The sequence below is a fragment of the Ruegeria sp. CL5 genome (genome assembly GCF_056536485.1).
Map to the genome: position 1 here is coordinate 48,474 of NZ_JBQFPS010000012.1, position 13,007 is coordinate 61,480.

The window sequence follows — 13,007 nt, forward strand, 5'->3', positions numbered from 1 at the left end:
CGATGTAGGTTTTGCACCCGAAGCAAAATGATAAACGCTGTCGCTCTTTCTACCTGGATTAAGGCGTGCTCTACAGGACAAAATGGAAATGGATTGCACTTTGCGTAAAACCGGCATCCAGATAAGGAGGTATTAGTTCTTGAGTTCGACCTTTGCCTGGACTTTCAGGCCTGGGATCAGGAGTGTTTGCGGATTATTAAACCTTGCCCAGACGCGCAGATTGCCGTGCTCATCCAACTCATTGTCGGTCGAGATTATTTCTCCGGACTCCTCGAATACTATGCCATTGGGCAGGATCACGTAAACATCCAGCTTCTTAAGTAGCTGAGGTATAGGCACTGGTGAGACGTTCTGAAGTGCAATGAGTGTGTCATAAGGCTGAAGATACGAAACCAGAACCGTGTTCAGGTCCAAAATCTCTGCAAGTGGACGGCGTGTCTGCGTTTTCAAATAAGCTCCGAGATCATGCTTCGGGGCGACAATCCAGCCGGAAGCCTGCGCTTTGATTTTGGTTGCGGACAGAACAACCTGCGCCTTCTTTAACTTTGCCTGCGCTTCCCTCAACGCAACTTCAGCAAGTGCAAGCGCCTGTTTGGTTTCCAGCTTCCTCAACGCTGTGGCAGCACCGGTGCCCGCCAGGGAGGACGCACGCTCTGCCGCTTCGCGTGCGATTTCCAGTTCCACTTCTCGTCGCCGCACCTCATTCTCAGCCAGTTCGACGTCCAGTTCAATGGTCTGCTTTGCAAGTTCAAAAAGCACCTCACCTTTCTCGACGCGTTGCCCGTTGATGAAGTTCACACTAACCAACGTTCCGTTAATGCTGTTCGAGACCTGTGTGCGTTCCCCAGCTTCAACGAAGCCTTCGAAGACCTGTCGTTCCAAGAATTCGACAACCTCATCAAGCTCATCAAGTTCGCTCGCCATCACCTGAGAAAAACTAAGCAATGCCATGGAGACGGCTACGACGAATGTGCCGAAGAATTCACAGCGATTTATGGAGCGCTTGCTGCGAAAGAAATCCATTTTCTTTTTGATCCTTATTACAAAAGCGTATCACATACAAAGATCGTGACATTCGAAGCGGAACATGTCGAAACGTTCAACGAGCACGCCCAACACTCTTCTGGCTCGCTAGTTTGGAACGACGCAACTGAAACTCTCTGGTTTACCCGGATCGCCACTCCCATCGTAAGTTACAATGGTCGGATGCGCGCAGATGATCCGCCCGCCTTGTCCGGTGGGCTCGCGGGTCAGCGGATGGACATAAGGCGCGTCGAGTTTGTCAGGTGCCACCCCTGTGTCCAACCACTCTTCCAGCGCCTCGATATAGTTTGTGCCGTCCGGTCCAGGTCCAAACCGGCAGTGGGTGATGCCGGGGCGAATAAACAAGCGTACATCATCGCGAGCAGAAGGGTCGTGTTCAAGCACCCGTTCGTAATAGGTGATAGTTCCGTGTGCAGACAGCGACCCATCCATCCAGCCATTGTCAATTATAAGCTTGCCGCCATTGGCCCGGAATTCCGATAGGTCGGGATTTTCCGCATCAAGCGTCGGGCTCAAGCGCGCAGCGTGATGGGCGAAGTCGGAGAAGTCATAATCTTCATAGGTCCAGTCTGGATCGCCGTAGAAGAAGTTCTTCATCAATTGTGTAGAGAAACCCCAGGTTGCATTGGGAATAGGAGGCGCTTCATACACCATCGCATCCTCATCGCCGTCACCGGGGTGGAAGTCGATTTCAGCGCCCTCGACATAGCCTCCAGTATTCCACATCGACCAACCCAGCGGATTGCCTGGTAGCTCCACGCCCATCGGTATGCCGGGCCAGGACATGCCCCCGAATTCCACCTCGCGATAGAGATCTTCTGCGACCCGGACCTGTTCTGCGCTCAGGCACTGATTGGTTTCACCTTCTCCACACAGCAGGCTCGACACCACAAAGTCGCACTGGCGCGGATCATTCAGAATGCCGTCCTCAAGCCCGTCAATCGCGTCGCATTGTGCCATGATGGCATTCCCGAGAAGGGCTTGCGCCTCGGTATCGATGACTGGTGTCGAAATCTGGTTTGGATCAGGGAACATGTTCATGGCGTCATAAGTCCACCGGCCAGCCATCTCCTTTGTCCAGGAGTAGGCTGGTGCCCCGGCATAGATGCCGTCGAAAACGCCCGGTGATCGCTGCGCGACCATCAAAGCCTGACCACCGCCACGGGAGCAGCCATAGAAAAGGTTACGCTGTATCTCCGACCCATAATACTCGGCTATGATCGCTTGGGACGACACAGCCGTTCTGTGCACGGCCTGGAACCCAAAACTGACCTGGCGTTCAAGATTGTTTAGGGCCCAGGTTGCGACGATAGCGTTGCCCTTGTGTCCTGTATCCGTCGTGACGGTCGCCCATCCGTCGGCAAGCACATTACCCAAAGCCATAGCGGCATTGTTGAAATCGCCGGAGAACCCTCCGCCACCGCCCATGACGAACTTACCGTTCCAGTCGTCCGGAAGCAGCAGTTCAAATCCGGTCTCTGTCCCAATTTCACCGATAACACGACAATGCGGTGCCGGTTCAGACAGCGCTTCTACAGTTAAGACAGTCATATCGGGGACGCTGGGAACTCCGCTTAAACTGCATTCGCCGGCGGCTACAGTAGTCGCTCCCGTTGCGAGTGCAGCTATCGTAAAGCCTACCAGCTTGGCAGGTCTTTGAAGACCTTCCAAAATTGTTGAAAAAACGCACATTCGGGTCCCCCCCATGTATTCATTTTTTTGAGTATGTTCGAACGTACTGTCCAGAAAACCATGCTGTCCAGAGAATCTTATCGCCGAAGCGAGGTCCCTGCATTTGAACAAATGATTGCAAACAATCTTATCGGGACCGTTTTCCAGAGAACAAACTCGATTTAGAAAGACGGATTCTTATGGTCAGTTCTGAACTTGGTCGGTCTCAAGCTTCTTGCGTTTGTAGAAATGCGAATACACAGAGCGTTCTCTTAGTCGACAATAACTGTGACAAAGGCGCGGACAAAATTGTCAGGTGGAAACATCTGCCTTGGGCTCCTTTGGAACCGGGGCCTCAGGGTCCATGCTTCGAGTACTAGGCGATAGTTATTGAGAATGTCTGATCCAGCGTCATTCAAAGAGGACAACGAAGACCGCAGGCTGTCTTCCAGAGTTCCGTTTGCCGATCTAAGCTGCAAGTTAACCTGTGCGACTTCTTCGAACCGTGAGCGGATGTAATTCTGCCAAGTACCAGCGACCTAGGAAAGCTCTTCCGCAGTCAAGGGAACAAGCAGGATCTCGAAGTCATCGGCCGCAATCATCTCGTCTAGGACTGAATTTAAAAGATCGTCATTCTCGACTTCAACCGCCTCTTGGCCGGCCTCAGTTTCTTGCGCGCCTGCAAAGAAAACACTCAATAATGCAATGAACCAGAGGAATGACCAAATCGTCAAAGTTCTCAGTGCTCGTCTCATCTATCTATCCCCCACTTCATTAACGGGCGAAGAAAGCACACACGGACGCAACAAAAATAGATTTATTTTTGAAAATTTCACTGTGACGAACTCCACGGATTTTGGATCGCTTTCGACCTGGAAACTCACTCAAATCGGCGGAACGGCAGTGCTGCGAACGTAACCGTCGTTTGCGAGGGGGGGTCATAGATTTGCTGTGCAGGTCGAGTTTAGAGCTTTTTCTATTAGACCCATTAAACCGAAAATAATGACCTCCTGGAGACACCACTCACTTACGTCTCCAGGAGGCTAACCAGACAGATCTGGCGAATGCGCGAGCAACAGAGGTAATACAAACTTGCCACGCATTCGAATACTTGAATCTAAAATACAACATTTCAAGTAATTTTACGCGCGCCAAAAAGTTTTCTCTCGCGTGCTTGAGAAAATCTTGTTTATTCCAGTTTACCCGTCCGCGTCAGAAAATGTGGCCGTGCTGTACAAACGGCAGGTTACGAACTCGGACTATAGCGAACAGAATTTGCGCTCATGCCAACTTGGTTGACTAACGGCGGCCAAGCGCACATTCCGACTTAGTCTGGCTAGTCCCATTGTCAGGCTAAATCCCCGCGTTGCCCATCATCCCAGATAGAGGTGACGCGGGGAACTTTGATCCATACTTCGATCAGAGCCGTAACAACAACACCCCAAAACTACAGCCCGCGTTGTTCACTTGGTTTCCCTCCGAACGATGCGGGTTTTTTTGGGGATGGGGGTATAATGAGTTTCCATTTTGCAGAGCGACCGACCGGACCTTCTACTTTTGGGTCGGTCGATGGTTTATGAGTTGGCCTCTTTACCACCTACTTTTCAAACCATTCGAAAGGACACAGCCATACATTTTCGTTTGAAGATTCAGGTTAATGGATTACCCTCATATCTTCATTCTGCAATATTATAATGGGAGTGTTTCTATGAAAACGACAACTAAGACCCTCGTTGCTGCTGCTGTTCTTGCGTGCGGAGCAACTGTAGGACATGCCAAGGACAATAATATTCTGCCAAAAGACAACGCAGAGTTCGTAAACTATGGCGAAGAATCCGGCTGGAATATTTTTGTGGATAAAAGCCGAAATACTTGCCTGATCGAAAGGGTGGATGAGAATACCAACGTTGTTCAAATGGGTCTGACCCCGGACAAAGATTTCGGCTACATGGGTGTTTTTACAAAGGCAGACATCGAGTTTAAGGATGATAAAGTCGAGCTGCTCATGGACAACAAATTGTACTATGGCGATACAACAGCAGCGCCGCCCAACCTGGCAGACGGGTACAAGGGCGGTTATCTCCTTGCCAACAATCCTGACTTCGTCACAGACGTGATGGAGCGCGAAACCATGATTGTAATGCCAGAATCTAATTTTGCCTTCGAAATAAGCCTTGCTGGCACCAAGAAAGCGATTGAAGCAGCGCGTGAGTGCAATGCTTCTCTAACCAACTGATCTGTTTTGATACTTCAAGGCCGTTCACTTTGTGGGCGGCTTTGTTTGTGGCTGCGCTAAGCCTGAGTATCGAGGAGGCCCTTAATCGAGCTTAGACTTCAATTTCGATCAACACCCTTTTATAAATTAGACCGCTTTTCCTTTTTCCCAAAACAACCTTTGTAGAAACACGAAAATACGTCCGCTTTGGGCTCAAACCGGTCATCTGACGGTTTCAATAGGTCGTCGGGTCGGTTCAGACGGCATCAAATGCCAGCAACGCGGACATAACGGGAATTACACCCACCTTCATCTAAGCTATTGATCCACGAACCGTCCGGCTTTTGAGCGATTAGAGCTTCTCAAGATCGCCCAATACCCAACCGCTACCCAGCCACCCTTCAGAAGGACCGTAAAGGCGGAACAGCAAGAAGTAGGGTTCTGTCGTGGGTATCCAATTGCTTTCCTGACCTTCGGGCGCTTCGGGACCAAAGTAGATGTCATAAGATCCATCTTCATTGGGCTTCATGGTATCCGCATCCCGCGACGACAGGCCGACCGGGTTCACGTTGCGGATAAAGCTCTTGGTCTCCATGGAGTATACGATCACAGACCAAAAATCCTCGGCAGGCGTGTCCGCTGGCACGTTCAGCTTATAGGTCTGGGTGTGGTCATACATCTCACCGTTACTGTCCCGCAATCCTGTAAGGTAGAATGTGCCGCCGCCCAGATTCTTGGGGAGGTAAGTGATCCAGAAATAGCTGCCGCCCGCCCGATCATCTAACAGAACTTCCGTGTCGGTCTCATACGGGAAGCCAAGCTCGGCTTGCCCTTCAGCAAAATCCCATACAAGCCATTGGGTTTTTAGCTCACCGCTGTCGTCAACCCAAAGCGGCACGGTCGCCAACCCAGGCTCAACGAAGTATCGTTGCATGGCCGCATAGGCCAAAATCAGGCCCTCATTCATGGCTTCGATTTGACGATCCGTTGGCTCGAATGGTTTGCCCTTTTCGATGCCGAGATCCTTCAGAAAGTTCACCATGATCTTGTCCTGGGGACGGATCGGGTTGTTTTGAACGTAATCGTTCAAGTCCTGAAAATAAGTGTGATTGTAATAGGGCAGTGAATCGTAAGGTGCATCCGATGCTTCGTGGTATGTGTTCGGCGGCGGATTGTCTGCTTCCGTCAAGTAATAGATTTTGATGGTTTGCGCGTATGCTGCCGCGTCGGCATCCGTCGCATCATTGTAGAGCCTTGGGCGGAATGAGAACCCATACTCGTAGGTGTCGGTCTCGAATGGGAAGTAGCCGGCCTCAGTCAGGTCATCAACTGACAGCTCTCCGTATCCGGGCGGAAGCATCAGGTACTTGCCACCTTTGCCCTTGTCGAAGCCATCGGGTCCAACGTCGACAATGGGAACGTCCCAGGCGTTAACTATTGTTCCGAAGTAACTGACGTTGTCGGTCGCCGCAGGAACCTCGATCACCAAAGGACCGGGTTCGGACGTCATCGAAGACCAAGCATATGCTGTTACATCGTTCGCTGTCAGGAAGCCGTGCTTCGAGTCAAAGGGTTTGTTTAGGTAGACGATATCGTTGTAGTCGCCTCCGAGATCCCGCCGAATACCCTTGAGAAAATCGACCATGCCTGCGGCTGGCATACCCCAAATCGCAGCCTGCGTCGCACGCTGTACCATCATTGTATATTCGATGTCTTTGATCTCGGCCGAGCGAGCAAGGATATCGCCCGTATCATTGAAAGATTGCGAGACTGCTTGTTGCCCAGCCAATACGATTGCGGAAGCCACCGCTACAGATTTGATTCCAAGCTTCATTTTGACACCTCGGCGGTTAGTCATTCGTAGGCAGCCTATATGCGATCTGCCCAGAAACAAAGTTGGAACACGAGGTTAACGGTCCATTCGAAGGTTGTCTTCCTGGCAGCTCTGGGCTCAGAAAGGTCATTCGATCCATCGAATCAAGAGCGGCGGGCAACTCGGCGATCCATGTCGGCAATGCGCTGGAAAGCGACCAAACCATCTTTTGATCGCTGGATCATGACATCGGCTATGCAGCAGGGGCTCACTATGTTTCGTTCACCAATAGGCGGGTTTTGATCCGTTGATAACCGTACCCGATATGGGTTCGCTGAATAAACCCTATGGCAGCGACGTCGCCGAGGTACAATGCGGCGTTGATCTCGCTGAGCTCCGACACGAGTGCCCGCGCCATTTCAGGTCCTCTTTGGTGGCTGACTAAGTACCAAGTGCTGGCTGCCTGACAATAGGTCTGCCACCAAAATGACCTTAATGTACCATTGCCGATCAAGCCGGTGATCAGCACATGCAGGCGATGATTGATCTCGATGTATTTCCGGGAATCGAAAGCATTGCACAACGCTTTCGCCTCCTGCTGCAATTTCTGTCCGATCTCGCAATCAGACTCGGTGATGCTGCGGGGGGACATGGTGCCAATCAGCGGCGCAAGCTCCAGCCGCATGTCATAGACATGACGGATTTGCGCGGCTGACAGTGCGACCACGACCGTGCCCACACCATTACGGGTATCCACCAGTCCCAGATGGCTGATCCGGCTGATCGCATCGCGTATCGGAGTTCTGCTGACACCAAATTCGGCAGCCAATTCAGCCTCTTTTAGTTGTTTGCCTGGGGGGTAGTCTAGAAAACAAATCCGCTGCAAGATTTCGGTCTGGATGGCTTCGGCCGTATTTTTGGTTTCTGTTGCGGTGGCTTTCTGAGAGAGGGGCATGCAGATCTCCTTTACTTAAGGTGCATACATCAGTGCAGATTCAGGGGCAATAATTGGTAAAAAATTGGATTTGACTCACTACCTGTGTACATCTTAAGCGTTTGAGATGTTTCTCCAGCCCCCAATCCAGGAAGTACACATGCTCAACGAGGCCAAAACCCGCACTTTCACCCTTCAGGCCCAGATGAAGGACTTGGGTATCCAGTGCGCGGTTTTCACGGACGAAAGTTCCATCGCTTATCTCTCAGGATTTTGGGGTTATTTGGGCATCGAATTTGGCCGCCCAACCATGTTGGTCGTAAATGCAGATGAGGCGCCCATTGTGATCACGCCTCTGATGGAAAGCGAAATGGTCGCTGCGATGACCTGGGTCGAAGACGTACGCACATGGGAAGACATGGGGCAACGCACTTGGGGACGAGCCCTTGCGGGTGCTTTGGGCGACAAGCCGGAAGAGATCTGGGTAGAGCGTAACAGCATCCCAGCAATCGTGCGCAACCACCTGGATGAAACCTATCCCGGTGTGCCGGTCAACGACATCTCGCCGGTCCTGGGCGTCATGCGGATGATCAAAACCCCGTTTGAAATTCAGGTGATGAAAGAGGCAGGTCAAATTGCGGGCGCAATGATGAAAGCCGCGCATCGCAGCCTACAAGAGGGGGCTCAGGAGTATGAAAGCGCACTGGCCGTGATCGAGGCAGGGTCGCGCAAGGCGGCGACATTTCTGACGGACAAGGGCTGGGACAGGTTCGTCTCGCCGATGATTCACAACTTGCAAATCCTGCAAAGCGGTAAAGATACATCTATGGTGCACCGCCGTGCCTCGGTCCGCCAATATCAGCGGGCTGATCCGGTTTATTTCTGCTTTTGCAACATGGCGCAATTCAAGCAATACAAATTGGGCTTTGACCGGATGTTCCACATTGGTGAAGTGCGCGACGATGCTGCCCGCGTGCAACAAGCCGCCATCGATGCCCAACAGGCAGCAATCATGGCCATTCGCCCTGGAATCGAAGCACAGGATGTGGCCGCAGCCGCAAACGAGGTTTACGCCGAACGTGGGTATGAAACCGGCTATCGCACCGGGCGGTCGATTGGTGTGGCCTATCTTGAGGCACCAGAGTTGAAAACCGGCGACACCACCATTTTGCAGCCCGGCATGACCTTTGCGGTGGATGGGGGTATTTCTATTAACGGGGTGACTGCCGGGCGCATCGGCGATTCCGTCGTGGTGACCGAGACGGGATTTGACTACATCACGGAATACCCCCGCACATTGCTGGTCACGGACAGCTAAAAATGAGCCGCTCGTTTCGACTTGCTGTTGGGCAATCGCCAGCAGAATTGGCCACAGTAAAGGATCGTCTGGATTGGTTGTCGGGTGTGATGCCCGCGGTCGCCGCCGAAGATGCCGACCTTTTGGTCCTGCCCGAGCTATTTGCCAGTGGCTACTACATCGGTGAGCAAGTAGTCGCGCGCGCCGAACCCGCTAACGGTCCCATTGCCCATGCTATTGCAGCACTTGCTAAAACCCACGATGTCGCAATCCACTATGGGTTCCCCGAAGTTGATGGAGAGGTGATCTTCAATGCGGCGCAATGCATCGGGCCGGATGGCGCGCGTTTGGGCGGTCACCGCAAACTAGCCATTCCGCCGGGTTTCGAAGGGGATCATTTCACACCCGGTAGAGGGTGTGCGCTTTTCACTTATCGCGGTGTGCGAATAGCGACACTGATTTGCTATGACGCCGAATTCCCGGAAACCGCGCGGGATGTGGCCACAAAGGGGGCCGAGCTCGTTCTGGTTCCAACCGCACTTGGCGCTCAGTGGGAATGGGTAGCACAACGCATGATCCCGACGCGCGCTTATGAAAACGGCGTCTTTCTTGCGTATGCGAACAGCGCTGGCAGCGAACATGGCATGACCTTTTTAGGTCAAAGCTTTATTGCAACTCCGGACGGCCGGGAACTGGCGCGCGCAAATACGCAGGCCCAGATAATCTATGGCACGTTGCAACTAGACAAAGTATCAGCTGCCCAAGCGCGGCTACCCTATTTAACTGATCGCGAAGCGCTGAAAGTGGACATCCGTTAGGTTGCCCTAAATAGCTACTTTGTCCGCGTCTCATGTGTCTGAACCGGATGCAACGAAAGTACGGTCTCGGTTCCGGCCAAGTTGACGCCCGCCAATGACCGGTTCGGTGACATGCCTTGCGACGCGGAATTAAGCCTGCTGTACATACAAACACATGCTGCGATAGCAAAGGTCAGAAACCCAAGGTCGGCTGAGTCCGCGCATTACGGTCGTCGTCGAACGGGGTCTCGGAGGGCACGTTGCTGCAACCATGGGGTGATTGACAGCGCCATAACAAACCGCGCGCGTCGCTGAAGTGGTTTTATGTGAAGCGATCTCTGGTTGAGTAGTGGCCATTTAGTGGAACGAGTACAAAGGGCTGCGTCGCGGACAAAGCGGCGGTTCAACTTGTTTGGCGCAATGACGGGTTTCAGTCCGAAGGGCATAGCTTTCGCATTGCACCTTTACTGAAGGTGTTTGGACAGGTCAGGGGTCATTGGGGGTCCTCAGCATGCCGTATCAAAACCTACCATTCTTACTAGAGGCAACCCGCTTTCTGATTGGTCCGGAAACTGGACGAATGCAGGTATCATAGTGAAAATGGCTTTGCGGGTTCAAACCAGAGGTGGTGCGATGCGCTCCACAATGCGCATCGCAAAAGTTCAGACTTCTACAGCAGATACCCGCCACCGGCTTGTACTGACTGGCCGGTGATCCACCCGGCTTGGTCATCAGCAAGCAACTGAACTGCATTTGCAATGTCTTCCGGTTTTCCCAGTCGACCCAGCGGCGTTTGGGCGACAATCATCCCCATCATTTCTTCGTTCGATTTGACATACGACAGGGCATCTGTGTCGGTAAAGCCTGGAGCAACGGCATTGACCCGAACACCCAAGGGGCCAAGCTCTGCGGCTAGCAGCCTTACGGCGTGTTCTCCGGCTGCCTTTGATGACGCATAGGTCACGATCCCGGGCATTGTACCGCGTGCCGTGACAGACGAAATATTGACGATGGATCCCTTGGTTTTGACAAGGTGCGCCGTTGCTTCGCGGGCCATGGCTAGTGGTGCGAAGACATTGATCCGATATGTCTTTTCAATGTCGTCATCACTGGTTTCAGACAGGGGGCCCATGGTCCCAGTCCCAGCATTGTTGACCAGAACATCCAATTGACCAAATTTGCCAATGGTTTCTTCAATAATTCGGGCTGGCTCTCCGCTCTTGCAGATATCTGCGGCGATAAAGTGCGCGTTCGGGCCAAGTTCTCGTGCGGTACCTTCAAGAACGGACTGCCGCCGGCCCGTGATAACCACCTTAGATCCACTGTTGACAAAGGCAGCGGCCGTCGCCTTGCCGATGCCGGTGCCACCACCTGTGATGAGGACCACTTTGTTTTCAAAACTTTGCATGTTCTTCTCCTGAATGAAGATGGAGCGGGTAATTTCCCTGACAGAGAAACCACCCGTTGGTTGGATCGCCTTTGTGCGATTTGGTGTATGCCTTGTGTGCTGGAGCAGGTGTCTGCAGGACGCAAGGCAGTCGTGCCGGAAGTCGTTACAAAGTCAGGGCTTTTTCCTGTCCCTACGCAAATGCCGGTTGTTTCATACTGCCCATTGATCCAACCCGCGGGTCAGTGGCGTAGGAAATCAACGCAGGCATGCTGGCATTCAGAGCGGTCTGGTCTCGGCTCATTGCACTATGCAGTACAAAAGGTGGCAGATAGTTCATCCCCACCATAAGGGCAGTCTGCCGGAACGGCGTGAGGAACTCTGTCATCGAAAAATTGTTGATGCCGCCCGCGCGATAACTTTCTGCGGACCCGCCCGTGGTAACCGCAAGCCCAAGCTCTTTTCCGTGCAGTTGGTTTCCGCCAGGTCCATAGGCAAACCCAAACAGCAACACTTGGTCCAGCCAAGCCTTGAGAACTGGCGGTGACGAATACCAATAAAATGGAAACTGAAGCACCACGCGGTCGGTCTGTCGAAGTAACGACTGTTCATGTGCCGGGTCAAATTGCATTGTTGGGCCGCCAATGGCTGTTAAGTCACGCGTTGTGACACCGTCCAATTCAGATAACGCATCCAACCATTTTCGATTGGCGGATGAGGTCGACAGATCGGGATGAGCGGCCAAAACAAGGGTTTTCATAAGGAGCCTCGGGTGCTGTGTTTACACGTTACCCAAAACTAACTATGCCCTTAATTTAGAACAATTGCCCAGTTATCAACTTCTATGTTGTAGGAAATATGACAATTAGACTGCCGTTGGCCACGCTCGAGGTTTTCAATGCAATCGCTCAAGAGGGAAGTCTAAGTGCCGCGGCCTTGGCTCTTGGGATCAAACGGTCAACGGTGAGCCATCAGTTGAAGACGCTGGAAGAGCGTATCGGCACGGCGTTATTTATTCGCACAACCCGTTCGATCAGCTTGACTGATGCAGGACGCGCGCTGGCTCAAAGTTCTGGACCGGCATTTGAGCAGTTGGCCAATGGCCTCGAGAATGCGCGCACCGCAGGCCAAAGCACACGTGGTGCATTAAAGCTCGCACTCCCGGAGTTTGTATATCACTTGTTGATCAGTAAACCTCTGCTGACGTTTCAGGAGCTTTATCCCGAAATCGAGATCGAACTTGTTCTGGCCGATGCCTGGTCGGACATTTTGAAAGAGGGCCTGCACGCAGGATTTCGACTGGGAGGGCTGATTGCTCAGGACATGGTTGCCGTCAGTTTGACCGATCCCATGACCTCTGCTGTGGTGGCGAGTCCTGCGTACCTTGAAAAACACGGCACACCCGAACACCCTACGGATTTGCTGGACCACAATTGTCTCCGATACCGCTTTCCAAGTTCTGGGAAATTGGCACCATGGATGTTTTCAGGGCCCGATGGAGAGTACCCGGTTGAAGTTAGAGGTAGCGTAATTGCAAACTCGTTGCCGGTGGCAGTGGAACTGGCATCGCGAGAGTTGGGCGTCAGCTATACGTTCCGAGAACACTGTGCTGATGCCTTGAACAGTGGTGAACTCACAGAAGTTCTGGTCGAGCATCAGGTGACAATGCCCGGCGTCAATATATATTTTCCGCAAGAGTACCGAGCCTTGGTGCCGCTCCGGCTTTTTATTCAACATCTAAAGCGCGGCATGGCGAGTACAAAAACCCAAGAGCCGTTTTGAGTGTTCTTTCGAATAGCGAACTCCACGGTTTGTGGTTGTTTTGCGGGGTCGAGGATGTTGTCGCGCT

The 13,007-nt window shown here is 52.4% G+C and carries 11 protein-coding genes; 4 read left to right on the forward strand and 7 right to left on the reverse strand.

Annotated elements, in window-relative coordinates; all coding sequences use genetic code 11:
* Nucleotides 1–132: 132 nt before the first annotated feature.
* The 3 genes from ACR0IU_RS18185 to ACR0IU_RS18195 form a co-directional block, all read right to left on the reverse strand.
* Entirely contained in the window at nt 133–1,023 is an 891-nt protein-coding gene (locus tag ACR0IU_RS18185) for an efflux RND transporter periplasmic adaptor subunit (protein WP_480717233.1), read from the reverse strand.
* Between the two features lie 108 nt (nt 1,024–1,131).
* Nucleotides 1,132–2,595: a DUF6351 family protein gene (locus ACR0IU_RS18190; RefSeq protein WP_480717234.1), complete on the reverse strand. Its 1,464-nt coding sequence runs from the start codon at nt 2,593–2,595 to the stop codon at nt 1,132–1,134.
* Between the two features lie 659 nt (nt 2,596–3,254).
* On the reverse strand, nt 3,255–3,470 hold the full coding sequence (locus ACR0IU_RS18195) for a hypothetical protein (RefSeq protein WP_480717235.1): 216 nt from the start codon (nt 3,468–3,470) through the stop codon (nt 3,255–3,257).
* A 953-nt stretch (nt 3,471–4,423) separates the two neighbouring features.
* Here ACR0IU_RS18195 and ACR0IU_RS18200 point away from each other — a divergent pair.
* A complete protein-coding gene (locus ACR0IU_RS18200) occupies nt 4,424–4,951 on the forward strand; it encodes a hypothetical protein (protein WP_480717236.1) in 528 nt (175 codons plus the stop codon).
* 331 nt (nt 4,952–5,282) lie between these two features.
* On the opposite strand, the gene ACR0IU_RS18205 is transcribed toward ACR0IU_RS18200, so the two are convergent.
* Complete coding sequence (locus ACR0IU_RS18205) at nt 5,283–6,764, reverse strand: DUF1214 domain-containing protein (protein ID WP_480717237.1); 1,482 nt, start codon at nt 6,762–6,764, stop codon at nt 5,283–5,285.
* A gap of 250 nt (nt 6,765–7,014) precedes the next feature.
* Entirely contained in the window at nt 7,015–7,698 is a 684-nt protein-coding gene (locus tag ACR0IU_RS18210) for a GntR family transcriptional regulator (RefSeq protein WP_480717238.1), read from the reverse strand.
* A gap of 139 nt (nt 7,699–7,837) precedes the next feature.
* On the opposite strand from ACR0IU_RS18210, the gene ACR0IU_RS18215 reads away from it, so the two are divergent.
* Complete coding sequence (locus tag ACR0IU_RS18215; RefSeq protein ID WP_480717239.1) at nt 7,838–8,995, forward strand: M24 family metallopeptidase; 1,158 nt, start codon at nt 7,838–7,840, stop codon at nt 8,993–8,995.
* A gap of 2 nt (nt 8,996–8,997) precedes the next feature.
* Nucleotides 8,998–9,792: a carbon-nitrogen hydrolase family protein gene (locus tag ACR0IU_RS18220; RefSeq protein ID WP_480717240.1), complete on the forward strand. Its 795-nt coding sequence runs from the start codon at nt 8,998–9,000 to the stop codon at nt 9,790–9,792.
* A 649-nt stretch (nt 9,793–10,441) separates the two neighbouring features.
* On the opposite strand, the gene ACR0IU_RS18225 is transcribed toward ACR0IU_RS18220, so the two are convergent.
* Together ACR0IU_RS18225 and ACR0IU_RS18230 are read right to left on the reverse strand one after the other, a co-directional pair.
* On the reverse strand, nt 10,442–11,179 hold the full coding sequence (locus ACR0IU_RS18225) for an SDR family NAD(P)-dependent oxidoreductase (RefSeq protein ID WP_480717241.1): 738 nt from the start codon (nt 11,177–11,179) through the stop codon (nt 10,442–10,444).
* 172 nt (nt 11,180–11,351) lie between these two features.
* Nucleotides 11,352–11,918 carry an NAD(P)H-dependent oxidoreductase gene (locus ACR0IU_RS18230; RefSeq protein ID WP_480717242.1) on the reverse strand — a complete coding sequence of 189 codons (567 nt, stop codon included), beginning with the start codon at nt 11,916–11,918 and terminating at the stop codon, nt 11,352–11,354.
* A 98-nt stretch (nt 11,919–12,016) separates the two neighbouring features.
* Between ACR0IU_RS18230 and ACR0IU_RS18235 the strand changes: the two genes are divergently transcribed.
* Nucleotides 12,017–12,940 carry a LysR family transcriptional regulator gene (locus ACR0IU_RS18235; RefSeq protein WP_480717243.1) on the forward strand — a complete coding sequence of 308 codons (924 nt, stop codon included), beginning with the start codon at nt 12,017–12,019 and terminating at the stop codon, nt 12,938–12,940.
* The last annotated feature ends 67 nt before the right edge of the window (nt 12,941–13,007 follow it).